18 protein-coding genes are annotated in these 26,635 nt (G+C 67.3%); 10 read left to right on the forward strand and 8 right to left on the reverse strand.

Annotated elements, in window-relative coordinates:
* The first annotated feature begins 12 nt into the window (after nt 1-12).
* Complete coding sequence (locus FBZ89_RS31480) at nt 13-213, forward strand: hypothetical protein (protein ID WP_246172101.1); 201 nt, start codon at nt 13-15, stop codon at nt 211-213.
* A gap of 13 nt (nt 214-226) precedes the next feature.
* The gene (locus FBZ89_RS09100; protein ID WP_246172102.1) at nt 227-2,263 is read left to right on the forward strand and encodes a glycoside hydrolase family 31 protein; all 2,037 of its coding nucleotides are present in this window, start codon (nt 227-229) and stop codon (nt 2,261-2,263) included.
* Nucleotides 2,264-2,291: 28 nt separating this feature from the next.
* Here the strand turns inward: FBZ89_RS09100 and gstA are convergent, their stop codons facing one another.
* Nucleotides 2,292-2,906, reverse strand: coding sequence for a glutathione transferase GstA (gstA, locus tag FBZ89_RS09105; protein WP_145749684.1), 615 nt, complete (start codon nt 2,904-2,906; stop codon nt 2,292-2,294).
* Between the two features lie 126 nt (nt 2,907-3,032).
* Nucleotides 3,033-3,905 (reverse strand): NAD(P)H-binding protein, encoded by an 873-nt coding sequence (locus FBZ89_RS09110; protein WP_145749685.1) that lies wholly within the window; start codon nt 3,903-3,905, stop codon nt 3,033-3,035.
* 142 nt (nt 3,906-4,047) lie between these two features.
* Here FBZ89_RS09110 and FBZ89_RS09115 point away from each other — a divergent pair, with 142 nt between their 5' ends.
* Nucleotides 4,048-4,950, forward strand: coding sequence for a LysR family transcriptional regulator (locus FBZ89_RS09115; RefSeq protein ID WP_145749686.1), 903 nt, complete (start codon nt 4,048-4,050; stop codon nt 4,948-4,950).
* Nucleotides 4,951-4,971: 21 nt separating this feature from the next.
* Here FBZ89_RS09115 and FBZ89_RS09120 read toward each other — a convergent pair whose 3' ends face one another.
* Nucleotides 4,972-5,364: a COG4315 family predicted lipoprotein gene (locus FBZ89_RS09120; protein ID WP_145749687.1), complete on the reverse strand. Its 393-nt coding sequence runs from the start codon at nt 5,362-5,364 to the stop codon at nt 4,972-4,974.
* 253 nt (nt 5,365-5,617) lie between these two features.
* Between FBZ89_RS09120 and FBZ89_RS09125 the strand changes: the two genes are divergently transcribed.
* Complete coding sequence (locus FBZ89_RS09125; RefSeq protein ID WP_145749804.1) at nt 5,618-7,033, forward strand: DHA2 family efflux MFS transporter permease subunit; 1,416 nt, start codon at nt 5,618-5,620, stop codon at nt 7,031-7,033.
* Between the two features lie 33 nt (nt 7,034-7,066).
* Here the strand turns inward: FBZ89_RS09125 and FBZ89_RS09130 are convergent, their stop codons facing one another.
* Nucleotides 7,067-7,957 (reverse strand): SMP-30/gluconolactonase/LRE family protein, encoded by an 891-nt coding sequence (locus FBZ89_RS09130; RefSeq protein WP_145749688.1) that lies wholly within the window; start codon nt 7,955-7,957, stop codon nt 7,067-7,069.
* 257 nt (nt 7,958-8,214) lie between these two features.
* Here FBZ89_RS09130 and FBZ89_RS09135 point away from each other — a divergent pair, with 257 nt between their 5' ends.
* A complete protein-coding gene (locus FBZ89_RS09135) occupies nt 8,215-9,441 on the forward strand; it encodes a TCR/Tet family MFS transporter (RefSeq protein WP_186457265.1) in 1,227 nt (408 codons plus the stop codon).
* Nucleotides 9,442-9,513: 72 nt separating this feature from the next.
* On the opposite strand, the gene FBZ89_RS09140 is transcribed toward FBZ89_RS09135, so the two are convergent.
* Nucleotides 9,514-10,752, reverse strand: coding sequence for a thioredoxin family protein (locus FBZ89_RS09140; RefSeq protein ID WP_246172103.1), 1,239 nt, complete (start codon nt 10,750-10,752; stop codon nt 9,514-9,516).
* A 532-nt stretch (nt 10,753-11,284) separates the two neighbouring features.
* Between FBZ89_RS09140 and FBZ89_RS09145 the strand changes: the two genes are divergently transcribed.
* The 3 genes from FBZ89_RS09145 to FBZ89_RS09155 are packed head-to-tail and all read left to right on the forward strand — an operon-like array spanning nt 11,285 to nt 15,873.
* Nucleotides 11,285-12,466, forward strand: coding sequence for an efflux RND transporter periplasmic adaptor subunit (locus FBZ89_RS09145; protein WP_145749690.1), 1,182 nt, complete (start codon nt 11,285-11,287; stop codon nt 12,464-12,466).
* 9 nt (nt 12,467-12,475) lie between these two features.
* Nucleotides 12,476-14,419: a MacB family efflux pump subunit gene (locus FBZ89_RS09150; RefSeq protein WP_145749691.1), complete on the forward strand. Its 1,944-nt coding sequence runs from the start codon at nt 12,476-12,478 to the stop codon at nt 14,417-14,419.
* Complete coding sequence (locus FBZ89_RS09155) at nt 14,419-15,873, forward strand: efflux transporter outer membrane subunit (RefSeq protein WP_145749692.1); 1,455 nt, start codon at nt 14,419-14,421, stop codon at nt 15,871-15,873. The genes FBZ89_RS09150 and FBZ89_RS09155 overlap by 1 nt, the downstream gene beginning before the upstream one ends.
* A gap of 28 nt (nt 15,874-15,901) precedes the next feature.
* On the opposite strand, the gene FBZ89_RS09160 is transcribed toward FBZ89_RS09155, so the two are convergent.
* Nucleotides 15,902-17,497, reverse strand: a complete 1,596-nt coding sequence (locus tag FBZ89_RS09160; RefSeq protein ID WP_246172104.1) for a S10 family peptidase — start codon at nt 17,495-17,497, stop codon at nt 15,902-15,904.
* A 299-nt stretch (nt 17,498-17,796) separates the two neighbouring features.
* Here FBZ89_RS09160 and FBZ89_RS09165 point away from each other — a divergent pair, with 299 nt between their 5' ends.
* A complete protein-coding gene (locus tag FBZ89_RS09165) occupies nt 17,797-18,810 on the forward strand; it encodes a Tim44 domain-containing protein (RefSeq protein ID WP_145749693.1) in 1,014 nt (337 codons plus the stop codon).
* A gap of 25 nt (nt 18,811-18,835) precedes the next feature.
* On the opposite strand, the gene FBZ89_RS09170 is transcribed toward FBZ89_RS09165, so the two are convergent.
* Together FBZ89_RS09170 and FBZ89_RS09175 are read right to left on the reverse strand one after the other, a co-directional pair.
* Entirely contained in the window at nt 18,836-22,354 is a 3,519-nt protein-coding gene (locus FBZ89_RS09170; RefSeq protein ID WP_145749694.1) for a CHASE domain-containing protein, read from the reverse strand.
* A 176-nt stretch (nt 22,355-22,530) separates the two neighbouring features.
* Nucleotides 22,531-24,759, reverse strand: a complete 2,229-nt coding sequence (locus tag FBZ89_RS09175; RefSeq protein ID WP_186457266.1) for a methyl-accepting chemotaxis protein — start codon at nt 24,757-24,759, stop codon at nt 22,531-22,533.
* 271 nt (nt 24,760-25,030) lie between these two features.
* Here FBZ89_RS09175 and gatB point away from each other — a divergent pair, with 271 nt between their 5' ends.
* The gene (gatB, locus tag FBZ89_RS09180) at nt 25,031-26,485 is read left to right on the forward strand and encodes an Asp-tRNA(Asn)/Glu-tRNA(Gln) amidotransferase subunit GatB (RefSeq protein WP_145749807.1); all 1,455 of its coding nucleotides are present in this window, start codon (nt 25,031-25,033) and stop codon (nt 26,483-26,485) included.
* The last annotated feature ends 150 nt before the right edge of the window (nt 26,486-26,635 follow it).

Here is a 26,635-nt window from a genome sequence, read left to right on the forward strand (position 1 = left end):
TTGAAGGATTTCATGTCCAGGCGTTTCCTGCCGGCCATCGGCATGGCGCTGGCGCTCACCTCGGCGGCCCGGGCCGATACCGTGGTGCGGAAGCTGGACGATACCGGCGCGCTGGCCTTGCGCACCGAGCGCGGCGTCCTCACCCTCGAACCCTGGCAGGACGGCATCATCCAATCCGGCTGTCATCGGCCACCCGGGGGCCCACCCCGGTGACGTCGCCTTCCATGTGAATGAGACGCCCGATGCCTATGTGCTGACCACCACGCGGTTGCATGTCCGCGTCGCCAAGCGGACGGCGGCCGTGACCTTCCTGGATGCCAAGGACCATGTGATCCTGGAGGAAGGGGATCGTGACGCCGGGGTGGGGGCCACCCAATGGTTCAAGACCGCGACGCCGGTTTATGGGCTGGGGCAGCACCAGAACGGGCTGCTGGACTACAGCGGCCACACCATCCACCTGCAGCAGGCCAATACCGACGTGGGCATTCCCATGCTGGTGTCGCCCACGGGCTTCGGCCTGCTGTGGAATAACGCCTCCGTCACCGATGTCGATGTCGCCACCGGCAAGGCGCCGCTGGGCATCCGGTCCGAGGCGGGCCCCGGCATCGACTACCACTTCATCCTGGGTCCCAAGCTGGACGACGTGGTCGCGGGCTATCGCGCGCTGACCGGGGACGTGCCCCTGATGGCCCGCTGGACCTGGGGCATGTGGCAATCCAAGGAGCACTACAGCACCCAGGATGAACTGGTCGCCATCCCACGCCGGTACCGGGACATGGGTGTGCCCATCGATGCCGTGGTGCAGGATTGGCAGTATTGGGCGCCCGGCCAGTGGGGCAGCCACCGGTTCGAGGCGTCGCGCTATCCCGACCCCAAGTCCATGGTCGGGGCGATCCATGACCTGCACGTCCACACCATCATCTCGGTGTGGCCGCGCTTCGACCTCGGCACCGCCAACCTCGCGGAACTGGACCAGGCGGGCGCGGCCTTCCCGGACACCTTCAACAACGTCTACCCGGCCGGCGTCGGCCGCTGGTACGACGCCTGGAACCCCAAGGGCCGGGAGATTTACTGGTCGCAGGTCATGCGGAACCTGGGCGTCCTGGGCTTCGACGGCTGGTGGCTTGATGGGGACGAGGCCGAGCTGGGCGGCCAGACCGGCGAGATGCGGGAGCAGCTGACCGCCGCCGGCCCCGGCATCGTCGTCAACAACAGCTTCCCCCTGATGCACACCGGGGGCGTCCATGACGGCATGCGGCGGGATCAGCCGGACAAGCGGGTGTTCATCCTGTCCCGCTCCGCCTATGCCGGCCAGCAGCGCAACGGTGTCATCACCTGGTCGGGGGACACCCACGCCAGTTGGGAGACGCTGGCCAAGCAGATCCCGGCGGCGCTCAATTTCTCGTTGAGCGGTGAGCCCTACTGGTCGGCGGACATCGGCGGGTTCTTCAGCCCGGACCCGGCGAAGGACCAGGCCTATGCCGAGCTGTTCGTGCGCTGGCACCAGTTCGGCGTCTTCAATCCCATGTTCCGCATCCATGGGGCGGGGCAGGGCAAGGAGATCTGGAATTTCGACCCGGCGATCCAGAAGATCCTGATCGACGACGTCAGGCTGCGCTATCGCCTGCTGCCCTATATCTATTCCCTGTCCTGGGACGTGCTGAGCCATCGCGGGACGATGATGCGGGCGTTGGCCTTCGACTTCCCCGACGATGCCGATGCCCTGCGCGTCACCGACCAGTACATGTTCGGCAAGGCGTTCCTGGTGTCGCCCGTGCTGCAGGCGGGGGCCACGACGCGCCGCGTCTACCTGCCGGGCGGCGGCCGGTGGTTCGACTTCTGGACGGGCGCCGCCCAGGCCGGCGGCCGGTGGGTGGACGCGAAGGCGGACCTGGCGACGCTGCCGCTGTTCGTCCGCGCGGGCAGCATCGTGCCGCTGGGCCCCGTCAAGGCCTATGCCGACGCCCCCAGCGACGAACCGCTGGAGCTGCGCGTCTACCCCGGCCGTGACGCCGCGTACGAACTGTATGACGACGAGGGCGACGGCTATGGCTACCAGGCCGGCAAGCGCGCGGTCATTGCCATGGCCTGGTCGGACACGCAGCGCCGCCTGACGATCCAGGCGCGGGACGGCGCCTTCCCGGGCATGGCGCCGTCCATGAGCTTCCGCGTCGTCTGTGGTGCCGCGACGGGGGCGGCGGACGCCAAGACCATCGTCTACACCGGGGCCGCCGTCACCGTTCCGCTGCCGCGCTGCGAGTGATGACGGCCCCTCTTCACGGGCTGGTCGCTCAGGCGGCCATCAACCTCTCGGCCTTCCGCGCCGCCTGCACCTTGGGGCGCTGGCCCACGCGGGTGAAGAAGGCGGCGACCTTGGGATGGGCGGCGAGGTCGATGCCGACCTGGCCCGCCCATCCCAGCACCACATAGGCATAGGCGTCGGCCACGGTGAAGGTCTCGCCCGTCAGGTAGGTGCGGCCATCGGCCAGCGTCCGCTCCAGGTGGGTGAAGCGGCGGTCCAGGTTCTGCTTGGCCACCGCCTTGTAGTCGTCCGGCGTGGCCGGGTTGAACAGCGGGCTGAAGCCCTTGTGCAGTTCCGTGGCGATGAAGTTCAGCCACTCCTGCACCTTGTAGCGTGCCACGCTGCCGGCGGCGGGGATCAGGCCGCTGGCGGGGGCCCGGTCGGCCAGATACTGCACGATCACCGCGCCCTCGGTCAGCAGGCTGCCGTCGTCCAGGATCAGCGCCGGGACGGAGCCCTTGGGATTGATTTCCAGGAAGTTGGCGCCCGTCTCCGTCACCTTGGTCTTCAGGTCCACCGCCTCGATGCCGATGTCGAGGCCGGCCTCCAGGGCCACGATATGCGGGGAGAGCGAGCAGGCGCCGGGCTTGTAGTAGAGCTTCATGGAATTTCCTCTGCCATTTCTGGGCCCTGGGTCCAGGGCCGCCCTTGGGAAGTGTGACGAGGGGTCCATTCCTAAGGGCGGCGCTGCCGGATGCCAAGCGGCGAAATGGCCGCGCTCACCGCCCCCTTACTGCCCGGAATCACCCGCCACCAGCGCGGCGATGACCTGGTCCAGCGAGGTTTCCCCTTTCAGGGCGTGGGCGCCGGCGTCGCGGAACTCGATCCACCCCTCGTTGAAGCCGTCCAGCATGCGCATGCGGGGGCCCGGGTGCCGCATGCCTTGGGCGCGGAACTGCGCCTCCCAGCTCGCCCGCGGCACGACCAGGGCGGTCACCGGACGGCCCAGCGCCTGGGCGAAGGCCTGGGCCAGATCGTTGGGGGAAACCCGGACGGGCCCCTCCAGGTCCACCACGCGCAGGCCGGCCCACGTCTCTTGCAGCAGGCGGGCGGCGGTACGGCCCACGTCCCGGGTGGCGACCAAGGGGAACGGGTGGTCCAGCGGCTGCAGGTGGCTGTGCAGCACGCCCGTCTCGCGCGCGGCGGCCACGTCCCAGGCGGCGTTTTCCATGAACCAGCCGGGGCGCAGGAAGGTGATGGGCAAGCCCAGGGCCGCCAGCCGCCGTTCGCTCAAGGTGTGCTGGCTCAGCAGGTTGTCGTGCGGGGCGTCGGCGCCGATGGTGGACAGGCTGACCACCCGCTGCGGCCGGGCGGCCGCCAGCGCCGTGGCCACCGCCTCGATGATGCTTCGGGTGGCGGGGTAGCCCGGCTCGGGATCGAAGTTGGGCGGCAGCAGGACGAAGACGGCGGTGGCACCCTGGAAGGCCCGGGTCAGGGCGGCAGTGTCCTCCATGGTCGCCTGGACCACCTCGCAGTCCTTGGCCGCCCAGGCGGCACCCTTGGCGGCGTCGCGCACGACGGCGCGGACCGGCAGGCCCGCCGCCAGCAGCGCCTCGGCCACCGCGCCGCCGACCTTACCCGTGATGCCGGTGATGACGTACATGATCCTCTCCTCGATCCGATGCCGGCCGCAGGGGCCGCTGCCCTGTTTTAGGCGCGGGAGGAATTTGAATCAGGCGCATCCTTGTCAGTAGAAAGATGATCTATAATCACTGTGGCTTGAGCCGTGGGAAAGAGGGAAGGCGATGGGCTTCGACGCGCGTCTGTTGACCGGAATCGGCGTGCTGGCCGCCGTGGTGGAGACGGGGAACTTCGTGCGCGCGGGTGAGGTGCTGGGCCTGACGCCCTCGGGCGTCAGCCGCGCCGTCGCCCGGCTGGAGGCGCGCGTGGGGGTGCGCCTGTTCGATCGCAGCCCCCGCGCCGTGACCCTGACGGAGGAGGGGCGGCGCTTCCACGCCCAGGTGACGCCCCTGCTGGCGGGGCTGGAGGAGGCGGCGCTGGACGCGGCCGGGGCGGCGGCCACGGTGGACGGGCGCCTGCGCGTCTCCGTCGATCCCTGGTTCGCCCGCATGGTGCTGGCGCCCCGCCTGCCGGACTTCACGGCGCGCTATCCGGGGCTGGTCCTGGACATGACGGTCAGCAACCACCGGGAGGAGATGATGGCCGGCGTGGACGTGGCGGTGCGCTTCGGCCCGCCGGACGTGGCCTCCCTGATCGCGCGCAAGCTGCTGGAGACGCGGGTGCTGACCTGCGCCGCGCCGGGCTATCTGGCGCGCCGCGGCACGCCGATGGCGCCCCGGGATCTGGAGGGGCATGAGGGCGTGCTGTTCCGCAACCCTCAGACGGGCCTGCCCTTCGGCTGGGAATTCCATCGCGGCGCGGAGCGGGTGACGGTGGCGGTGGCCGGCCGGGTGGTGATGGACGATCCGTCCGTGGCGGTGGCGGCCTGCGTCGCCGGGCAGGGGGTGTTCCAAAGCTTCGAGCTGGGCCTGGGCCCCTGGCTGGCGTCCGGCCAGCTGGTGCAGGTGCTGCCCGACTGGGCGGAGGAGCGCTATCCCCTCTACGCCTATCATCCCAGCCGCCACCTGCCGCCGGCCAAGGTGCGGGCCTTCCTGGATTTTGTGCAGGAGGTGGCGGCGGGGGCCTGACACCCCGCCGCCCCACGCACCTTACGGTGTCGCCACGTGCCAGGCGCCGTTCGCCAGGCCGTCGCCGGTGATGTCGCCCGGCTTTTCGTCCTTCACAAAGGTGTAGAGCGGCCTGCCCTTGTAGGCCCACTGCTTGGATCCGTCGTCGCGGGTGATGATGGTCCAGTCGCCCTTGGATCCGGCATCGGCGGCGGCCGGCAGGGCCGGCCAGTTCTTGGCGCACGCGGCGATGCAGTTGGATTGGCCGCTCATGTCATGGTCGAAGGTGTAGAGGGTCATGCCCTTGGCATCCACCAGGGTCTTGCCCTTGGCGGTTTCCGCTATGGTGGCACCCCCTGGACCTTGCGCGAAGGCTGGCGCCGCAAGGGCGATGCCCGCGGCCAGCAGGGTGGCGGCGATGATCTGTTTCAGCATCCTGGATTCCTCCCATGATCGAGCCATTGGTCCTTATGGGACCGCTCGGTTGACGCGCCCGGCCGGGGCCTTATTCCGTCGGCCGCCGAATTTTTACGCGTGCCGAATAGATGTGCATGCATGACGGTCTGCCATGCCCGGGCGGCGCTTGTCAGGGGCCCGGCTTTGCCCAGATTCTCAAACGGCAGGTAGCGATTCTCTAGCGTCTTCCTCGGCCACCTGCGGCCCCCGGATGAAAGGCACTGTGACGACGATGCTCGTCGCCCTCATCATATCGTGCGCCCTGTTCATGGAGAACCTGGACGCCACTGTTCTCGCCACGGCCCTGCCGGCGATGGGGGAGAGCCTGGGCGTCAGCCCCATCCATCTCAGCCTGGCCATCACCGCCTATATCCTCAGCCTGGCGGTCTTCATCCCCATCAGCGGCTGGGTGGCCGACCGCTTCGGCTCCAGCCGCGTCTTCCGCGCCGCCATCGTGCTGTTCACCCTGGGCTCCATCGCCTGCGGGCTCAGCCAGTCGCTGCCGCAACTGGCCCTGGCCCGCCTGCTGCAAGGCGTGGGCGGCGCCATGATGGTGCCGGTGGGCCGCCTGGTGCTGCTCCGCACGGTGCCCAAGGACCAACTGGTCAGGGCCATGAACTACCTGACCACGCCGGCCATGGTGGGCCCGCTGATCGGCCCGCCCATCGGCGGCCTGCTGACCACCTACCTGTCCTGGCGCTGGATCTTCTTCATCAATATCCCCATTGGCCTGCTGGGGCTCCACCTCTCCTGGCGCTACATCGCCGATCATCGGGAGGAGGCGGTGGCCAAGCTGGACGGCTGGGGCTTCGTGAATTCCGGCGTCGCCCTGGCGGCCCTGATGGCGGGGTTCGAGTCCATCGGCCGCGATGGCGTGGACTGGCGCGTGGCGCCGTCGCTGCTGGCCTTCGGCGTGCTGGTCGGCATCGTCGCTGTGCGCCACTCGCGCCGCCATCCCCACCCGCTGGTGGACCTGGACCTGCTAAAGACCGCCACCTTCCGCATCAGCGTGCTGGGCGGCTCCCTGTTCCGCATCTGCATGGGCGCCATCCCCTTTCTGCTGCCGCTGATGCTGCAGGTGGGTTTCGGCATGACGGCCTTCGTCTCCGGCCTGCTGACCTTCGCCACCGCCGCCGGCGCCCTGGTGATGAAGATGACGGCCGGCCCCATCCTGCGCCGCTACGGCTTCCGCCAGGCGCTGGTGATCAACAGCGTGCTGTCGGCCCTGCTGACCGGTGCCATCGGGCTGTTCCGTCCTGACACGCCGGTACCGCTGATCCTGCTGGTGCTGCTGGTGGGCGGCTTCTTCCGGTCCCTGCAGTTCACCGGCCTGAACACCCTGGCTTTCGCCGACGTGCCGGCGGCCCGCATGAGCGCCGCCACCAGCCTGTCGTCCATGGTGCAGCAGGTGTCGCTGGGCATGGGTGTCGCCACCGGCGCCCTGCTATTGCACACCACCCTGGCCCTGCATGGCGGGACCAAGCTGGAGCCGCACGACTTCATGGTGGCCTTCCTGACCGTGATGGCGATCGGCCTGGCCTCGTTCCTCTTCTTCATCCGCCTTGACCCGGACGCCGGCGCCGAGGTGAGCGGCCACCACAGCCATCCGCTGCGGCCGGCGACGGAGCATGCCGCCGGGGACGATTGAGGCGAGGGGCGGCCTCATGCCCCCCTGTTCCGCTCACCCCCGGTACTTGTGCTCCGGCAGGCCCGGCACGTCGACGCGGAAGCTGAAGATGCCGCCGGACTGCGGGTGGCGGGCCAGTTCGGCCTCATCCAGCTTCTGGCGGGCGGTGGTGACGTAGGCGGTCTTCAGGTCGGGGCCGCCGAAGGCGATCATGGTGCAGAGGCGGGCGGGGATGGCCACCTCCTCCAGAATCTCGCCCTGCGGCGACAGGCGCACCACCCGGCCGCCGTCGTAGAGCGCCGTCCAGTAGCAGCCCTCCGCATCCACCGAGGCGCCGTCGGGTCGGCCCAAGCCGTGCGGGAACTGGTGGAAGACACGCTGGTTGGCGATGCGGCCGGACGCCAGGTCGAAATCGTAGGCGTAGACGACGTGGTTGGGCGTGTCCGACAGATAGAAGGTGCGATCGTCGGGCGAGAAGGCGATGCCGTTGCTGGTGAGGAAGCCGGTGGCGACGTCCGTCACCTGGCCATCCACGTCCAGGCGGTAGAGCGTGCCGTTGCGGTGCTGCTTGGTGCCGTCCAGGGTGCCGGACCAGAACCGGCCCAGCCGGTCGCAGCGGCCGTCGTTGAAGCGGTTGTCGGCGCGCGCCTCCTCCACCTGGGCGCCCAGGGGCACGGGGGCGGCGCTGAAATCCGCCAGCAGGGCGAAACCATCCTTCATGCCAAGGGCGAAGCCCCGGTCGCCGTGACGGGCCAGGCAGGCGGCCGGCTGGGCGAAGCCGCGCCGAACGTCCTGGCCTGTGGCGGGGTCGAAGCGGTGCAGCGTCTTGGCGGGGATGTCCACCCAGTACAGCACGCCCCTCCCAGCGTCCCCCCCGCTGGGATCCCAACGCGGGCATTCGCCCAACTGGGCCTGGGCGTCCAGAACGCAGCTGACTTCACGCATCGTTCGTCCTCGTTGACTTAAGCTCGTGACCGGCGGGCACCATACCGGCAGCGGGCCGGCCAAGGCCAGCGCGCCAACGCCCTCGGACCGGATTGGGCACTTGGACCGGATTAGGCGCGTGGGCGGATTGGACAGAATGACCGGCGGCGTTTTCAGGACTCCCCGCCGCCGGGCAAAAGGATTAAGGGTAGGCCCTGCAAAGAATGACCACCTCATCCCGGCGCCCGCAACGCCGGGTTCCAGTTCCGGGCCTGACCATGACCGCATCCCCCACGCCGCGCCGTGCCGCGCTGGCTTTCGTCTTCGTGACCGCGCTGCTGGACGTTCTGGCCCTGGGCATCGTCATCCCCGTCCTGCCTGATCTGGTGAAGGGCTTCGTCGGGGGCGACAATGCCCGGGCGGCGCATATGGTGGGCCTGTTCGGCACTCTGTTCGCCGCCATGCAGTTCCTGTTCTCCCCCTTCATCGGCGCGCTGTCCGACCGGTTCGGCCGGCGGCCCATCCTGCTGGTCTCCTGCTTCGGCCTGGGGGTGGACTACCTGCTGATGGCCGTGGCGCCCAGCCTGGGCTGGTTGGTCGTGGGCCGCATCGTTTCCGGCATCACCGCCGCCAGCTTCACCACCGCCTCGGCCTATATCGCCGACGTGACCCCGGCGGAAAAGCGCGCCGGCGCCTTCGGCATGCTGGGGGCCGCCTTCGGCCTGGGCTTCATCGTCGGCCCGGCGGCGGGCGGCCTGCTGGGCGGGATCGAGCCGCGCCTGCCGTTCTGGGTGGCGGGGGCCTTGAGCTTGCTGAATGCCTGCTACGGCTTGTTCGTGCTGCCGGAATCGCTGCCGGCCGACCGGCGCGGCGCCTTCTCCTGGCGGCGGGCCAACCCGCTGGGCGCCTTCGCCCTGCTGCGCGGCGCGCCCGGGCTGCTGGGCTTGGGCGGCATCGTCTGGCTCTATTATCTGGCGCATGAGGTGCTGAACAACACCTTTGTCATCTACGTCAATGACCGCTACGGCTGGGGGCCGGAGACCGTGGGCCTGACCCTGGCGGGCGTGGGCGTGTGCAGCACGGTGGTGCAGGGCGGCCTGGTGGGGCGCGTGGTCAAGCGCCTCGGCGCGCGGCGCACCATGATGGTGGGCCTGGTGGCGGGTGTTGCCGGCTTTACCACCTTTGGTGCCTCCCCTGTGGGCGCGGGCCTTCTCTGCGGCATTCCCTTGGTGGCGCTGTGGGGCATGGTCGGCCCCTCGGCCCAGAGCATGATGTCGGCCCAGGTGGCGGCGACGGAACAGGGGCTGCTGCAAGGCACCCTGGTCAGCATCCGCGGCATCACCGGCATGATCGGCCCCATGCTGTTCACCAGCGTGCTGGCCGACAGCGTCGGCCCCTTCGCCATGCTGCCCCAGGGATCACCCTTCCTGCTGGCGGCCGTGCTGCTGGTGGCGGCATTAGGGCTGGCCTTCGTCGTCACCCGGCCCCAGCGGGCGATGGCATAGAGTTTGCCCTAATTTTCGCTGACGCGATCGCACTCCAGAGGCCAGGGTGGCAACCTGATTGACACGTCCCTATCAGGGGGAAACGGTTGCTTCGATGGCGGTGATGAGCATCGGGATCAAATGGCTGGATTCCGCATTCCCATTGGCATGGGAGAATGCCTGCATCGTCTCGATGAGATTTTGCAGATCCCCGTGTTGGCTCTCCCATTTCTGGTGAATTTCCGCGATGACCTCGGGGGTGGGGTCACGCCCATCGGCGACTTTCTCGCAAAACTGATACCGGACATCTTCCAGCGAAAGATGGTAGTGCGAATAACCCGCCTCGAATAGGAGGTGGGTGGATATCGTGTATTTGCCCAGGAGCAACAGGATGCCCGCCCATTCAACGCCGTTATCCGGCTGGGGCGGAGGAGAGAGATCGGCCAGCATCGCGGCGACATGCCTTGGCACCGAGCGGTCCCGCGGCATTTCTTTGCGAAGATTCGCCGCCCGCTGCCGTAGCTCGACCCATAGGGCGGGGGCGACCGTTTCCCCGGCCAAAACCGCCCGCAGATGCCGTGCCCAATCCATGCGGATCGCATCGAGATGGGGTTCGTCGAGGTAGGCGGGGGACAGGGTGGCCGGGTCGCCCAGCCAGGCCAGCATCAGGCGCCGCGCGACGTTGGCCACGTCGGCGCCAAGCGGGATGGCGTCGAACACCCGGCCCACCTGCTCGGCGGTGGTGATGCCGGCGAACTCCATGGCCAAGCCCAACGAAATCGGCAGACCCGTGGCCCGCTCAAAAACGGATGGCTTCGCCTGCCGCATGAAGGCAGAGGAGATCGAGCCCCCCTTGGGCCCCCAATAGGACATGCGGCCGTTGGCGATGTCGCCGGCCTCGGCATGGGCCGAGACCCTGTCGAGGAAAAATCGCTTCAACTCCGCATCGCCGTGGAAGGCGCACCACTCCCCGTCCTTTTGAACAGATTGAGCGTTGCCGTCCGGTGGCGCCACGCCATTGGCGCCCAGCCAGGCGACCAACTTGCCATAAGGGTGGACGCCGGTGATGCGCGCGACTTCACCCCCATCCTTGAACAGCAGCAGGGTGGGAATGCCGCGGACCGCCAGGCGATCCCAGAAGGACTTGTTGGCGTCCATGTCCATTTGCGCGACCGTGAGCGCCGGACCAAAAGCCTTGGCCAAACGCTCGACCGTTGGCATCAGGGCATGGCAGGGCGCACACCAGTCCGCCCATAAGTCGAGCAGTATCGGCCCCTTGGCGGCGAGCACCTTTTCCTCGAACTGCCCGCCATCGATCTGCAAGAGGCTCAAAGTGATCTCCTTCGCCTGGAGTTAATTTTAAAATTCGGGTGGTTTTAAGGTGCGAACACGTCCTGCCGGATCGCTATGGCGACATGAGGCGGATGGATTCCACAGCGCTTGGCCCAGGCTCTGACGGTTTGCGTAAGCCGATCCAATCCGTTCGCCCGGCTGCTCACCGAGACTTGGATGTCCTTCTCTTCGTCGGTCCAGGCGTGAGGTTGGGAATTTTTCATTATTTGGTATGAATAATAGATATCAGTGAAATTTGGATTCCCCATCAACTTAAAAAGCACAAATGGGGCATATAATTTTCTTATGACGTCATAAGGAAGACTTTGTTTGGATAATTAGAATTATTGACTTGAAGAGATCGATGCGTCACATGTTGCGCAAAGCGATAATGTCGAATCTTCGCTGATAAAACGCAGGGGGCGTTTTTCAATGCGGTGGAATCACCTGTCTGGATGCGGTCGAGGGCGAGGCTGGCGGGGCGTCGGCTCGTGCACGCAACGGACCCTGGGCATGATGGGCGTATCTTAACGTGAAAAAACTGACCTATATCGGCATCATCGCGGGCGTGGTGGTGGCCGGCGTCCTGATAAAGTTTGTGGTGTGGCCGTCGCACGCCGCACCGCAATATGTCACGGTGCCGGTCAAGCGCGGCGCCGTCGAGCAGACGGTGCTCGCCAGCGGCGTCCTCTTTCCCAAAAAGCTGGTGAGCGTCGGCGCCCAGGTTTCCGGCCAGGTGAAGCTGCTGAACGTCACGCTTGGCCAGCAGGTGACCCAGGGACAGTTGATCGCCGAAATCGATTCCGCGCCGCAGGTGAACGCCCTGAAGGCCGCCGAAGCGGCGCTGGAAAATGTTCAGGCCGAACTCGGCGGGCGGCAGGCGACCCTGGAACAGGCCAAGCTGAACTTCGAACGTGAGGCCGCCATGGCGGCCAGGAACGCGAATTCAAGGCTGGATTACGAGACGGCGCGGGCGGCGTACGACAATGCGCGCGCCGATGTCGCCGCGCTCAACGCCCAGATCTCCCAAGCCAAAATCGCCGTCGACCTGGCCAACGTCAATCTGCGCTACACTAAGATCTCCGCCCCCATCGACGGCACGGTCGTTTCCGTGGTGACGGAGCAAGGCCAGACCGTGAACGCGAACCAGACCGCGCCGACCATCATCCTGCTGGCCGACCTGAAGACCATGACGGTCAAGGCCAAAATCTCCGAAGCGGATATCGTGAAGGTGAAGCCGGGCCAGGATCTGTATTTCAAAATCCTGGCCTCCAATGAGCACCGCTATTACTCGACCCTGCGCTTCATAGATCCGGCGCCGGAGGATATAGAGTCCTCCATGGACACCAGTTCCAGCAGCCGCGGCAGCGGCGGTACGGCCGCCACGGCCAACCCGGTCTACTACAACGGCCGCTTCGACGTCGAAAATCCGGATGGGCAGTTGCGGCCCAACATGACGGCTGAGGTCTTCATCGTGCTGGCCAAGGCGGAGAACGCCCTGGTCGTCCCATCGGCCGCGCTGGGGCCGGGCACCGCTGGCGGCGACCGAACCGTGCGGGTCCTTGGCGCGGAGGGCGTCTCCACCCGGACGGTGCGCGTCGGCATCGACAATAACGAGCAGGCGGAAATCCTGAGCGGGCTCGAGGCCAGTGAAAAGGTGATCGTCGGGGAGATGACGCCGGGCGACGGGCCCCAGAAGCCCACACGGCGATAGGGGGCGGCGATGAACGACACGCGGCTCGAACTGACGCGCGTGACCAGGGAATACATCTCCGGCCCGAATACCATCGCCGCCTTGCGGGACGTCTCCTTGACCATAGAACCGGGTGAGATGGTCGCCATCGTCGGCGCCTCCGGCTCGGGGAAATCCACGCTGCTCAATATCCTGGGCTGCCTGGATCGCCCCACGTCGGGCAGCTATAGGGTGGCGGGGCAGGAAACGGGCATGCTGTCGTCCGATGATCTGGCGCGGCTGCGCCGGGAGCGGGTCGGCTTCGTGTTCCAGCACTACAACCTGCTGTCCAGCTTGACGGCGGCCGATAACGTTTCCATGCCGGCGATCTATGACGGCCTGCCGCGCCGTGACCGGCTGTGCCGGGCGGAAATGCTGTTGGGACAGTTCGGGCTCAAGGACAGGGCCGACCACAAACCCAACCAACTCTCCGGCGGTCAGCAGCAGCGGGTCAGCATCGCGCGGGCGCTGATGAACGGCGGGCCCGTCATTCTGGCCGACGAACCCACCGGGGCGCTGGACCAGAATACCGGCGAGCAGGTGTTGCTGGCGCTGAAGGAACTGCATGCGAAGGGGCACACGGTCATCATCGTCACGCACGACATGACGGTGGCGCAGCATGCGGAGAGGATCATCGAGATCCGGGATGGCGCCATCATCGCGGATTCCGGCCGGCGGGTGACACAGGGTGAGGGACGGCGAGCCGCGTCCCACGCCCGGTCATCCGGCTGGATGGGCCTGTGGCGCCATCTGGAAGCGGCCCGGATGGCGCTGGCGTCCTTGAACGCCCACCGCCTGCGCACACTGCTGACCATGCTGGGCATCATTATCGGCACCGCGGCCGTGGTGACTGTGGCGGCGCTGGGTGAAGGCGCCCGCCTGCGGGTCATCGCCAACATCAGCACCCTGGGAACGAACACCCTCGATATCTATGCGGGGGTCGGCTGGGGGAGTATGCGCGCCGGCGCCGTCACGACCTTGACGGCGAAGGATGTCGCCGCGCTGGGCCGCCACGATTATATCGACAGCGTCACCCCCATGGTCACGGGCAAGGTCACGCTGCGCTTTGGCAACCTCGCCGCGAACGCCATCATCAGCGGCGTGGGAAGCCAGTATTTCCGGGTCCATGGGGTCCGGCTGTCCTCCGGGGCGGTTTTTGACGATGATGCGGTTTCCCAGCTAGCGCCCGTCGTCATCATCGACTCCAAGGTGCGCGACCAGTTCTTCGGGTCCGGGACGGCCCCCCTCGGCCAGGTCATCCTGGTGGGCACGGTGCCATGCCGGATCATCGGCGTCGCCGATGAGGATAATCTGGGTGCCATCCAGCGGGGCGATCTGAATATCTGGGCGCCCTATACGGCCGTTTCCGGCCGGCTAACGGGCTCGGCCCGGCTGGATGGCATCACGGTTCGGCCCAAGGCCGCCTACTCGACCGAGGTTGTCGAGCAGGCCGTGACCAAGCTCCTGACGTTGCTGCACGGAAGGAAGGATTTCCACACCTACAATGTCGACCTGATCCGCAAGTCGATCGAGGGCGCCAACAACACCATGACCCTGCTGACATCGATGATCGCGGTCATCTCCCTGATCGTCGGTGGCATCGGCGTCATGAACATCACCCTGGTATCGGTGACGGAGCGCACGCAGGAAATCGGGGTGCGCCTGGCCGTCGGCGCCCGGCAAAGCGATATCCTGAGCCAGTTTCTGCTGGAGGCGGTGTTCGTATGCCTGATCGGCGGTGTGCTGGGTGTCCTGAGCGCGGTGGGCATCGGCCAGGTGCTGGCGAAGGCCGCCCCGTCCACGGCCATGGTGATCTCGCCGGTGACGATCCTGATCGCCTTCGCCAGTTCCACAAGCATCGGCCTCATTTTCGGATTTGTCCCGGCGCGCAACGCCGCCCGGCTCAATCCCGTTGACGCCCTGGGGAAAAACTGATGGCCGATGTCCTGAAACCGTTCAGGCTGTTCCCCCTTGCGCTTGCCGCCACTTTGGCGGGGTGTGTCGTGGGGCCTGATTTCGTGAAGCCCCCGTCCGACGGCTATGCGCCAGCGCCGCATCCCGACCGCACTGTCGCCTCCCAGGGACCCGCCGGCGCCGCCCAGGGCTTCGGCGTCAGCGACGATATCCAGGGCGACTGGTGGACGCTGTACCATGACCGGAAGCTGGACGCCCTGATCGCCCACGCCATCGCAGGAAGTCCGACGCTGGAGGCGGCCCAGGCGACGCTGCGCTCGGCCAGTGCCAACCTCGCGGCCGCCCGGGCGGGCCTGCTGCCGATCGCCACGGCCACCGTTTCGGCCAACGAGAGCAGGACGACGGGAAAATATGCGTCGACGGCGTCGCAGTACGGCGCGTCCGTCGGGGCGTCGTATACCGTGGACGTCTTCGGCGGCGTCCGCAGGATGATCGAGATGCAGCAGGCGGCGCTGGATCTGCAGCGCTTCTCCGTCGAAAGCAGCTACCTGGCCCTCACGTCCAACGTCATCACCACGGCGTTGCAGGAGGCGCTGCTCTCGGCCGAACTGTCGGCGGAGGAGGAAATACGGTCGCGCCAGGCCAAGCAGCTGGAGATCATCCGCATACGGGAGCAGAGCGGCGCGGAATCGCCGGCCAACGTGCTGACGCAGGAAAGCGTGCTGTTGGGCACGGAGTCCGCGCTGACGACGCTCCGGACCCAGCGGACGCAGATACGCCACTTGCTGGCGGTCTATCTGGGGGATGACCCCGCCACCTTCGCTGGCGGCGGCCTGACGCTTTCCGGCCTGACGCTGCCGACGGACTTGCCATCCAGCGTCCCGGCCAAGCTCACGGAGCGGAGGCCCGATATCCGCCAAGCGGAGGCGGCGTTGCACCAGGCGTCGGCGGCGATTGGCGTGGCCGTTGCCGCCCGGATTCCGGACGTCGGCCTGACGGCGGCGCTGTCGACGAATTCGGGTGCGCTGCCGACCCTGTTTTCCAGCGGCCTCATCGGCTTGGGGGCCAGCGTCACCCAGACCCTTTTCGATGGCGGCGCCCTGGCGGCGCGCGAGGACGCCAGCAGGGCAGCCTATGACGCGGCGGTGGCAACCTATCGGCAGACCGTTCTCAGCGCCCTGCAAAATGTCTGTGACGTTCTGGCGGCCATCGACGCCGATGCCCAGACCCTGTCGATCACCACCCGCCAGGAGGAGCGGGCGCGCCAGAGCCTGGAAATATCGGAAGTCCAGTACCAGTACGGCAAGATCCGCTACGCGGACCTCCTCAACGCCGAGGAGCAATATCAAAGCGCCACCATCGCCCGCCTGAGCGCGATGGCGTCCCGGTTCTCCGACACGGCGGCTCTCTATGTCGCGTTGGGCGGAGGGTGGTGGCACCGGCGGGAAGCATCCCCCATTCCGACCATGGAATGAAGGAATCGCCACCCGCCGGCTGCTGAACTTACTCGCTTGCTCCCGGCGCCGCCGCCTTGACGAAGTGGCGGACGTCGTCGGTCAGCTTATCGAGGGCGGCGCGGTTCAGATACATCATGTGCCCCGCCTCGTAATAGCTGAAGGTCACCCGGTCGGTGGGCACGCCGTTGGCGTTCATGGCGTTCTCGTTGGAGAAGAAGGGCACGCAGATGTCGTACCAGCCGCCGGCCATGAACACCTTCAGCTTGGGGTTCTGGCGCATGGCGTCGCCGTACCAGGGCGCCACGTTGGCGTAGCCGCCGCCTTCGTCGCCCCAGGTCTTCCAATCCCAGTTCTTGCCCACGTCGCCGCTGGTCCGGTACTCCCGGTCCATCTTGATGTTCAGGTCGCTCAGCAGATAGCTCTGCAGCGTGGTGGCGAAGGCCGCACCCACGCCATAGCCGGAGGGATCGCTTTCCGCCGAATCACCCGCCGAATCATATTCCTGGCCGGTGTAGCGCCCGTCGTAGACGCCGACGACCTTGCCCTGGTCGCGCAACAGCTCCTTGGCGAAGCGCACGTCGCGGACGCGCAGGTTGGTGCGGTCGAGATAGGCGGGCGACAGGCCGGTGTAGCGCGACAGCTTGTCGATCACGCCCTTGCGCTCGGCCGGGGTCATGCGGTTGCCCTTCAGCAGGGCCACCGGATATTCCTCCACCGCGAACTTGCGCACCTGGTTCATGAAGGCGTCGAACCCCATGGAGGTGTCGGCGATCTTCTTGTGGTACCAGGCGACGGCGGCGTAGGTCGGCAGGAAGGCCGGGTAGGGCACGTCGTTGCCGCGGTTGAATTCGAACGCGCCATAGTCGACGGCGCCGGAGACGACGATCAGGCCGTTCAGGCCCACCGGCGCGCCATTCTCCAGCAGTTCGGGCAGCAGGGCGCCGATGCGCATGCCGCCATAGCTCTCACCGCCGATGAAGACGGGGGAGTTCCAGCGCTTGTGGTCGGTCAGCCAGCGGCGCATGAACTGCGCGATGGAGTGGGCGTCCTGCTTCACGCCGTAATAGTCCTTCTCATCCCCCTTGGGCAGCAGGCGGCTGTAGCCGGTGCCCACCGGGTCGATGAAGACCAGGTCGGCCACGTCCAGCAGGCTTTGCGGGTTGTCCTTCAGGGGGTAGGGCGGGCTGCCGGCGCTGGTGGCGTCGCTGGGCACGTCCACGCGCTTCGGGCCCCAGGCGCCCATGTGCAGCCACAGGCTGGCCGAACCGGGGCCGCCGTTGAACAGAAAGATCAGCGGGCGCTGGGTCGCATCTTTCACGCCCTTCTTCACATAGGCGGTGGAAAAGACGGTGGCCGCGTCCTCCTCCTTGTCGTTCACCAGGTGGGTTTCGCCGGCCAGCACCTGATAGTCCACGCGCTTGCCGTTGAAGGTGCCGCTGCGGTCGATGGTGAAGTGCTTAGGCGTCCAATCTTTGTCGCCCCCGGCTTTGTCGCCCCCGGCCTTGTCGTCGCTCTTGGCCTGGTCGGCCGCCGGCTTGTCGCCGGCGTTGGCGGGCGTGCTGGTGATGGCCATGTGCGTGGTCAGCAAGACCATGGCCGTGCCGGCCAGCAGGGCCGCCAGCTTCCACTTCGGTGCGGACATGTGTAGGAACCCCCATAACCCCTGGTTTCGTTGTTGCCCGGCGTCCGCCGCTTCCCCGCAGTGCCGGCCCGGGCTTGGGTGTAGTCTAGACATGGGGAAGGCTCGCGGGCAAAGGTCCCGTCTGTCGCGGGTCGGCAAAAACGGACCGGGAAAAGCGGTATGGCGTGCTCATGCGGCAGTGGACCTCGCAAAATGGCCCTCGCAAAGTGGCCCTCGCAAATTTGCAAAGGGGGCCCACATTAGAGTGGCCATGTTTGGGTGGGACTGAAAAATCGGTCCCTTTTTTAGGGGGAGAGAGAATGTTCGGTCGGTTTGGTTCGCGTGCGGTCGCCGCCGTGCTGGCGGTGTCCCTGGCCTTGGCGCCTTTGGCCGCCGATGCCCGCCCGGGCCGCAGTTCCAGTTCCGGCAGCCGCGGCAGCCGGACCTACACCACGCCCGCCACCCCGTCGGTGACGGGCCAGCCCATCCAGCGCAGCATCACCCCGCCGCCGGCCGCCGCGCCCGCGGCACCCGCCTATCAGCCGCGACCGGCCTTCCAGCAGCCGTTCGCCCAGCCGGGATTCGCCCAACCCAGCTTCACCCAGCGCCATCCCTTCCTGTCCGGCATGATGGGCGGTTTCCTGGGTGCCAGTCTGTACAACTCGCTGTTCGGCCATCATGGATATGGCGTGAGCGGCGATTACGGCAGCGGCTCGGGGGGCGCCTTCGGCGGCTTTCTCCGCCTGCTGATCATGCTGGGCATCGCCTACCTGATCTACCGCCTGGTGCGCATGGCCATCAGCGGTCCGCGCACGGCTCCGGCGTCAGGCATGACGTATGAGATGTACCCGCCCCAGGACGCGCCCTACCAGGCCATGCCCTTCGGCGGGTCGGCGTCGATGCCGCCGCCGGCACCGGTGCCCGCCATCGGCGTGCAGATGCAGGGCCAGGACCTGTCGGCGTTCGAGCAGATCCTGACCGGCATCATGGACAGCTGGAGCAAGGGGGACCTGACGGCCCTGCGCCGCCACCTGACGCCGGAGATGCTGTCCTATTACGGCGAGGAGATGACGGAGAACCAAAGCCGAGGCATCCGCAACCTGGTGGCCGATGTCCAGCTGGTGAAGGGCGACGTGGTGGAAAGCTGGCACGAGGACGGCCGCACCTACTGCACGGCCCTGCTGCGCTGGCGCGCCCGCGACTGGACGGTGGATGAGAACACCGGCCGCGTCGTGTCCGGCGATGACCGTCACGCGGAGGAGGTGCAGGAACTCTGGACCTTTGTGCGGGCGGATGGCGGGCGCTGGCTGCTGTCGGCCATCCAGCAGGTTTGAGCCTCAGGCGCGACAGCGGCGACCGTCACCTCACGGCCGCCGCCAGCTTGCCCATGGCTGCCGCCAGTATGTTGAGGCTGGCGTCCCATACCACCCAATTCTCGTGCGCCAGCGCATGTTCCGCCACCGCCACGGCCGTGACCACGCCGTGGGCGGCGATCTGGCTGGCCGTGCCGCGCAGGGTGTGAAGCCGGCGGGCGGCGGCGTCGGGCCTGCCATCCGCCACTGCCTGGCGCAGTTCCTGCGCCGCGTTGGCGAACTCCTGTACGAAACGCTCGATCAGACTGAGGTACAGGTCCTGATTGTCCTCAAGGCCCATGGCCTCAAGGCGTTCGTCCAGGTCGGTCAGGACGGCGCGCAAAGGCGCCAGCCGGTCGGGCGATGGCGCGGTCGCGACGCGGCGGCCGTGGCGAGGTGCCGCGATCGTCGGCGTATGGCGCAGGATGGTGGCGACCATCTGCTCCAGATCGAATGGCTTGGTCATGAAGTCGGTCATTCCAGCCGCATAGGCGCGGGCACGTTCGGTATCGAGGACGCCGGCGGTCAGGGCCACCACGGGTAGCGTGGCCAGGCCCGGCTCCTCCCGGATCAGCCGGGTGGCCTCATAGCCGTCCATCACCGGCATCTGCATGTCCATCAGCACCAGGTCCACGGAATCGGGGCGGGCCCGAAGCCGCGCCAGGGCCTGGGCGCCGTCGGCGGCGATGGTGACGTTGGCCCCCTCGCGCTCCAGGATCAGCCGGCCAACCTCCTGGTTGATGCTGTTGTCCTCCACCATCAGCAGGCGCAGCCCCTTCAGCCGCTTGGTCCGACGCGACCGGGGAGCGCTCGCGGCGGCCTCCGGCGGCGGCGCGGTCCGGTTCGCCTGACCTGCCGTGTGCGCCGGCAACGCCACGTCCAGGGGCACGATGAACCAGAAGGTGCTGCCAGCGCCGGGCTGGCTTTCCACACCGATCTCGCCCCCCATAAGGTTGACAAGGCGCTTGCTGATGGCCAGCCCCAGCCCGCTGCCGCCATAGCGCCGGGTGGTCGAGCTATCGGCCTGGGTGAAGGCGCTGAACAGCGTGGGGATGGCGTGGGCGGGAATGCCGATGCCACTGTCGGTTACCGAGAAACGCAGCGCCACCCGGTCCGAGCGGGGCCAGGCGACGGCGCGGACATCTAGCGTCACGCCGCCGGCTTGGGTGAACTTGATGGCGTTGCCCAGCAGGTTCAGCAGCACCTGCTGCAAGCGGAGGCGGTCGCCCACCACCATCACCGGCGTGTGGGGCGCGATGGTCGCCGCCAGGGCGAGCTTCTTTTCATCGGCGTTGACCGACACCAGCGACACCAGCCCGTCCACCAGGTCAGGCAGTTTGAATTGGGTGTGCTCAAGATCCAGCTGTCCCGCCTCCACCTTCGAGAAATCGAGGATGTCGTTGATCAGCGCCATCAGGCTGCGGCCGGCCGAGGAAATCTTGGTGACGAAGTCCCGTTGCTGTGCGGACAGCCGGGAGTCGGCCAGCAGTTGGGTCAGGCCCAGGACGGCGTTCATCGGCGTGCGGATTTCGTGGCTCATGTTGGCCAGGAAATCGGTCTTTGCCCGGCTGGCCGCTTCGGCGGCGGCCTGGGCCGCGACCAGGGCGGCCTCGCGGTCGCGCACCTCCGTGATGTCCCAGTTCACGCCGATGATGCGGACGGGCCGGCCGCCGGCGTCCCTGTCGGTGATCGAGGCGCCCTTCACATGGCGTATGCCGCCGTTGGGCCGCACCACGCGGAATTCCGTATCCAGATCGGCGCCGCCGTCAAGCACGCGCCGGAATTCCGCCACCACGCGCGTCGCGTCGTCCGGCTGGCAATGGGTCCGCCAGATGGAGAAGCAGTCGGCACCATCGCGCCGCGCGCCATAGAGTTGGAACATCTGGTCGTCCCAATCCAGGCGGCCCGTGGCCACGTCGTATTCCCAGATGGCGATGCCGCTGGCCTTGGTGGCCAAAGCCAGGCGTGACGAGGTGGCGCGCAGCGCCTCCTCGGCCCGCAGCCGTTCGGTGACGTCGCGCCCCGATCCGCGATAGCCGATGCAGGCGCCCGCGGCGTCCAGGATGGGCGTGCCGCTGATGACGATATGGCGCAAGGCGCCGTCGTTGCCCATCAGGTCATACCGCAGGTCACGGAAGGACTGCCCGCGGCGGACGAAATCCTCATATTGGTCCAGGCGCGGGTCCTGGGCGTTGGCTGACAGCTCACGCCGGGTCTTGCCGATCAGGCTTCGGTGATCCTGCTCGATACGCGAGACGCCTTGCGACACGGCGGTGAAGCGGCCATCGGCGTCGGTTTCCCAATACCAGTCGGTGGACAGCTCCGTCAGCGTCTTGAACCGGGCCTCCCGTTGCGCCAGGTCGGCTGTGCGCGCCTTGACCTCCCGCTCCAGCATGTCCGTCTGGCGGGCCTGCTCCCGGCCGGTGGCCAGCCGGCGGGCGCGGTTCGCCATGTGGAGGTGCGACAGCAAGGCCAGCAGGATGCCGGCGACGCCGACGCGGCCCGCCGCCAGCAGGGGCGTCGTCAGGTTCAGGGCCTGCCGCAGGACAGGCGTCGCCTGGTAATGGATCAGCCACTGGCGGCCGAATATGGACAGGCGATCATCGTGGACCAAGGCATTGACGAAGCCTATGGCGGGAACGGGGGTTTGGTAGAAGGGGAGGGCACCCGCGCCGTCGGTCACATCGCTCAGGGTGAAGCCGACGTCCGCCCGCATCAGTTCCGATCCGGCGATCATCTTGCCGATCAGGAAGGGGGTATAGGCCCACCCCACCGTCGCGGCCTCGCGCGCGGCGGGCGTGTCGAGTTCCACCCCCTGGCGGTAGATGGGCAGCAGCAGCAGGAATCCGCCGTTGTCCTCCGGGGCCTGCACCAGGGAGATGGGGGCGGTCAGGCGGGGCTCGCCCGACCGCATGGCGGCTATGGCGGCCGCATGGCGCGCGGGTTCCGAGGCGATGTCCAGGCCCACGGCGGTGGCGTTCACGCCTTCAGGCTCAACGAACTGGATGACGGCGTGTTCGCCATCGTGTGGCTGGAGTTCCCAGATGCGGAATCCGGGGCGCCCGCCAAGACGCTCCCGCTCGACGAAGGCATTCTCTTCGGCGACAGGCACCCGCCGCACGATGCCGAAACCCGCAGCCCCCCGGAATTCCGTCTCCAGGGAGCGTGTTTGGCTATAGCGGCGGAACTGGTCCACGGTCAGGGAATCCAGCCCGGCGACGACCGCCGCGCCACGGGCGCCGCGCAGGCCGTATTGGTACAGTGTCAGCTGCTGGCGCAGGTCTTCCGTCATTTCGCTGGCGCGCGCCGACAGGCTGTCGGCGGCCAGGGCGCGGTTATCGGCATCGGTAAGCCGCGCGACCACCGCGCCGCCGATCAGCGCCAATGCCAGGACCAGCAAGGGTAAAAGCAGGGCAAGGCGGCTGGAGCTGACAGGCGCGCCATCGGCGCCCGGCAGCCACCAGAGGAAAGGGGCGGGACGGATATCGCCGTTGCTGGAGTATGACGGCGAATTCTGAAAACGCATCCCGACCTCACGATTCTTCAGCGGCCATCTTTGCCAGTTAGCCTGAACAAATCGTTAGGATTAACCCCACCTCCCTAACTCTATACTTATAGGTATTGGATTCCCGATCGTTTGGATTCCAGGGGTTCGGCCGCCCCGTCTTTCATGGATATTCCCCCGCCCGAAAAGACGCCTGATCAGGCTGCGGCCAGGTATCGGGCCACCAGGTCATCCACCGCCTGGGCGGCGTCATCGGTCAGGCGGAACTGGACGCGCGTGGTGTCGCCCTCCCGGGCGGTGACGCGTCCCCGGAACCGGCGGCCATCCAGGTCGATCTCGACCTCATGGCCGGCGCCGCCGATGGCGGGGCCGATCACGGCGCAGCCACCCCGGCCGATATTGACCAGGCGATGCGTCGCGGGACCGGAAAGGGCGGCCCCCGGCGCCCCCACGCGGGCCGGCAGATCGATGTCGTGGCGGTCGAACTGGCGGCGATCCTCGGCCGTCTGCATGGCGACCAGGAAATGTTCCACGTCGGTGCGCAGCTGCTCCGACTGCCGCGACAGCTCGTTGGCCGCGACCAGCAATTGCCCCGAGGCTTCCTTGGTGAATTCCGCGCTGTCCCGCACCAGGGTCAGGGATTCCGTCACCTCCTGCGTGCGGGCGGCGGCCTCCGCCACGTTGCGGCTGATTTCGCTGGTCGCGGCGCTCTGCTGGCTGACGGCGGCGGCGATGGCGCCGGAATTGCCGTCGACCACGCCGATGGTGGTGGCGATGCGGTTGATGATGCCGATGGCGTTGTCCGCCGCGGCCTTCACGCCGCCGACCCGCGCCTGGATGTCCTCCGTCGCCTGCGCCGTCTGGTTGGCCAGGCTCTTGACCTCGGTCGCCACCACGGCGAATCCCTTGCCAGCCTCGCCGGCGCGCGCCGCCTCGATGGTGGCGTTCAGCGCCAGCAGGTTGGTTTGCGCGGCGATGGTCTGGATGAAGCGCACCACCTCGTTCACGCTCTCGGCCACGGTGGCCAGTTCATCCACCACGGTGCGGGCGTGGTCCGCCTCCTGCACCGCCGTCTTGGTGGTGGCGGCCGTCTGTTCCGCCTGCGCGCCGATCTCGTTGCTGCTGGCGGCCAGCTGCTCCGTCGCCGCCGCCACCGTCTGGGTGTTGGCCGTGGCGCGGGCGGCGCTGTCGTCGGCGGCCTGGGTGCGGGCGGCGGTGTTATCGGCCTGGCTGGCCAATGAGCCGGCGGTGGCCTCCAGTTCCGTGGCGGCGGCGGCCATGCCACGCAACTCGGCGCTGATGGCCAGCTGGAAATCCTTGGTCAGGGTTTCCAGCGCCTGCTGGCGGCGCAGCCGCTTTTCCTGTTCCAAGGTTTGGGCCGCTTCCAGCGCGTGGGTGCGCTGGGCGTTTTCCTTGAAGACGACCAGGGCGCGGGCCATGGCGCCGACCTCATCCCCGTTGTCGGCGTGGGCGATGCTGGTGTCCAGGCGGCCTTGCGCCAGGCCTGACATGGCGCCGGTGAGGTCGCTCAGCGGCGTGATGACGAAGCGCCGCACCACCAGGTAGACCGCGCCGCCGGCGACCGCGAACAGCGCCAGCGAGATCAGCAGCACGCGCAGCTGCGTCGCCTTGAAGCCGCTGATCCGCGCGTTCAGCAGGCGTTCCAGGTCGGCCGACGCGGCCGTGTAGAGGGCGTCCTGCGTCTTCAGCGCCGACAGCGTTTCCGCGTCGGCGACGCTGCCCTTCTCGGCGCCGGCGGTCAGCGCGCCGGCGGCTTTCTGCAGGGCGGCGACCGGCGCCTCCAGAGCCTTCTTCACGCTGCCGTCGGCATTGCCGCCGTAAGCCGATGTGGCGGAGGAATCGACGCCGGACAGCAGGGCCTTGACCCCGCCCAGGGCGACGAACAGGTCGACCTTGTTGTCCCCCGCCTGATGCGTCACCGCCCGCAAGCCCGTGGTCTGGTCCTGCAGGTCGGGCAGTTTGACCAGGACGATGTCCATGACATAGAAGCTGTCCAGGTCCGGATCCAGGATCAGGTTGGACTTGTCGCCGATCTGGGCGATCAGCGCGCGCAAGGCCGCGCGGGTGGCGGGGCTGCTACCCCCGTCCTTCTTGCCCAGGGCGGCCACCAGGTCGTCCGCCTTGGCGGCGCTCTCCATTTCCTGGCCCCAGGCGGCCTGCAACTGGCGCACCGTGGCGGCGCTGCCGGCCGCATCCACCGCGGCCCCGCCCGTTTCCGCGGTGGCCAGCCGGGTTTGGATGGTCTGCAAGCCCCTGAGGTAGGCTGTGCCGGCCAACTCCTTGGCCGCGAAATCGATGGATATCTGCTGCTGGGCGATCAAGGCGTACAGCAGGTAGCCCACGGGAATCAGGAAAAGCAGGACGGCCAGGCCCAGCTTGTGGGCGATTTTGAGGGACTGGAGCATCGTGACAATCCTGTTACGGAAAGGGTTAGGCCGTAGGTAATGGGCAACCGGTTGATGATGTCTTAATTTTCGCGCCGAATTTCCATGCTTATTCACCATTGAAAATAAAATACCGGTTCTTCCGTCGCAACTTTTAGTGGGTTAATCGTAGCGGCGGCGGGGGCGGCCTTGACAGGCGCCGGGCTGCATCGTCGCCCAAGCCGGTTGCGTTTTCACGCGATTCCGGCCATGAAAACCCCTCACTCCATGATTGGACTTGATGGCGAAGACGATGGCTTATCGGATTGCAGGCGAGACGGGCGAATGGGAAGTGGTGATCGGGCTGGAGGTCCATGCCCAGGTCGTCTCCAATGCCAAGCTGTTCAGCGGGGCGGCGACCGCCTTCGGCGCCGCGCCCAATAGCCAAGTCAGCTTCGTGGACGCGGGCTTCCCCGGCATGCTGCCGGTGATCAACGAGGTCTGCGTGGAGCAGGCGGTGCGCACGGGCCTGGGCCTGAAGGCGCAGATCAACCTGCGCTCGGTCTTCGACCGCAAGAACTACTTCTATGCCGACCTGCCCTCCGGCTACCAGATCAGCCAGTTCCAGCAGCCCATCGTCGGCCATGGCACCATCGTGCTGGATCTCGCGGACGGCTCCACCCGCGAGGTGGGAATCACGCGCCTGCATCTGGAGATGGACGCGGGCAAAAGCCTGCACGACCAGAACCCGACCAAGACCTACATCGACCTGAACCGGTCGGGCGTGGCCCTGATGGAAATCGTGTCTGAACCCGACATGCGCACGCCGGAGGAGGCCGCCGCCTATCTGCGCAAGCTGCGCACCATCCTGCGCTATCTCGGCACCTGCGACGGCAACATGGAGGAAGGCTCCATGCGCTGCGACATCAACGTGTCGGTGCGCAAGCCGGGGGCGGAGTACGGCACCCGGACGGAGACGAAGAACGTCAACTCCATCCGCTATGTCCAGCAGGCCATCGAGTATGAGGCCCAGCGCCAGGTGGCGCTGATCGAGGACGGCGGCGTGGTCGTCCAGGAAACCCGCCTGTGGGATCCGAACAAGGGTGAGACGCGGTCCATGCGCTCCAAGGAAGATGCGCACGACTACCGCTACTTCCCCGACCCGGACCTGCTGCCCCTGGACCTGGACGCCGCCTGGGTCGAGGAGATCAAGCGCAGCCTCCCGGAACTGCCGGATGAGAAGAAGGCCCGCTTCATGGCCGACTACAAGCTGCCGGTCTATGACGCCGGCGTGCTGGTGGCCGAACGGTCGCGCGCCGACTTCTATGAAGAGGTGGCCCGGGGCCGCGATCCCAAGATGGCGGCCAACTTCGTGATCGGCGACCTGCTGGGCGCGCTGAACAAGACGGGTGCCGACATTGACAGCTCGCCCATCAGCGCCGCGGCGCTGGGCGGCCTGATCGACCTGATCGCGGACAACACCATCTCCGGCCGCATCGCCAAGGAGGTGTTCGCCGACATGCTGGAGACGGGCAAGCCCGCCGCCCAGATCGTGGAGGAGAAGGGCCTGCGCCAGGTGACCGACACCGGCGCCATCGACCAGGCCATCGCGGCCGTGATGGCGGCCAACGCCGACAAGGTGGCGGAGTTCCGCAGCGGCAAGGACAAGCTGTTCGGCTTCTTCGTGGGCCAGGTCATGAAGGCCACCCAGGGCAAGGCGAATCCCGCCCTGGTGAACGAGATCCTGGCCGCCAAGCTGAAAGGCTGAAATCCGCAGGCTTAAGGTTAGGACCGGGCCCTTGCGCCTTGGTCCGGCAGGAAAAAATGGCGCGCCACCCGGCGTTTTCCCGGGGGCGGCATGGGCAGGGGGGCCGGTTGGTCCCCCTTTTCATTTTCCGACGATTTTTCCTCACCGTTA

It is taken from the genome of Nitrospirillum amazonense, from assembly GCF_007828045.1.
Taxonomy (GTDB): domain Bacteria; phylum Pseudomonadota; class Alphaproteobacteria; order Azospirillales; family Azospirillaceae; genus Nitrospirillum; species Nitrospirillum amazonense_C.

Bases quoted from the DNA above. Each gene is read 5' to 3' on its own strand.
- FBZ89_RS31480 (WP_246172101.1), top strand. From the start codon at position 13: ATGTCCAGGCGTTTCCTGCCGGCCATCGGCATGGCGCTGGCGCTCACC.
- gstA (WP_145749684.1), bottom strand. From the start codon at position 2,906: ATGAAGCTCTACTACAAGCCCGGCGCCTGCTCGCTCTCCCCGCATATC.
- FBZ89_RS09110 (WP_145749685.1), bottom strand. From the start codon at position 3,905: ATGTACGTCATCACCGGCATCACGGGTAAGGTCGGCGGCGCGGTGGCC.
- FBZ89_RS09115 (WP_145749686.1), top strand. From the start codon at position 4,048: ATGGGCTTCGACGCGCGTCTGTTGACCGGAATCGGCGTGCTGGCCGCC.
- FBZ89_RS09120 (WP_145749687.1), bottom strand. From the start codon at position 5,364: ATGCTGAAACAGATCATCGCCGCCACCCTGCTGGCCGCGGGCATCGCC.
- FBZ89_RS09125 (WP_145749804.1), top strand. From the start codon at position 5,618: ATGCTCGTCGCCCTCATCATATCGTGCGCCCTGTTCATGGAGAACCTG.
- FBZ89_RS09130 (WP_145749688.1), bottom strand. From the start codon at position 7,957: ATGCGTGAAGTCAGCTGCGTTCTGGACGCCCAGGCCCAGTTGGGCGAA.
- FBZ89_RS09135 (WP_186457265.1), top strand. From the start codon at position 8,215: ATGACCGCATCCCCCACGCCGCGCCGTGCCGCGCTGGCTTTCGTCTTC.
- FBZ89_RS09150 (WP_145749691.1), top strand. From the start codon at position 12,476: ATGAACGACACGCGGCTCGAACTGACGCGCGTGACCAGGGAATACATC.
- FBZ89_RS09155 (WP_145749692.1), top strand. From the start codon at position 14,419: ATGGCCGATGTCCTGAAACCGTTCAGGCTGTTCCCCCTTGCGCTTGCC.
- FBZ89_RS09160 (WP_246172104.1), bottom strand. From the start codon at position 17,497: ATGTCCGCACCGAAGTGGAAGCTGGCGGCCCTGCTGGCCGGCACGGCC.
- FBZ89_RS09165 (WP_145749693.1), top strand. From the start codon at position 17,797: ATGTTCGGTCGGTTTGGTTCGCGTGCGGTCGCCGCCGTGCTGGCGGTG.
- FBZ89_RS09170 (WP_145749694.1), bottom strand. From the start codon at position 22,354: ATGCGTTTTCAGAATTCGCCGTCATACTCCAGCAACGGCGATATCCGT.
- FBZ89_RS09175 (WP_186457266.1), bottom strand. From the start codon at position 24,759: ATGCTCCAGTCCCTCAAAATCGCCCACAAGCTGGGCCTGGCCGTCCTG.
- gatB (WP_145749807.1), top strand. From the start codon at position 25,031: ATGGCTTATCGGATTGCAGGCGAGACGGGCGAATGGGAAGTGGTGATC.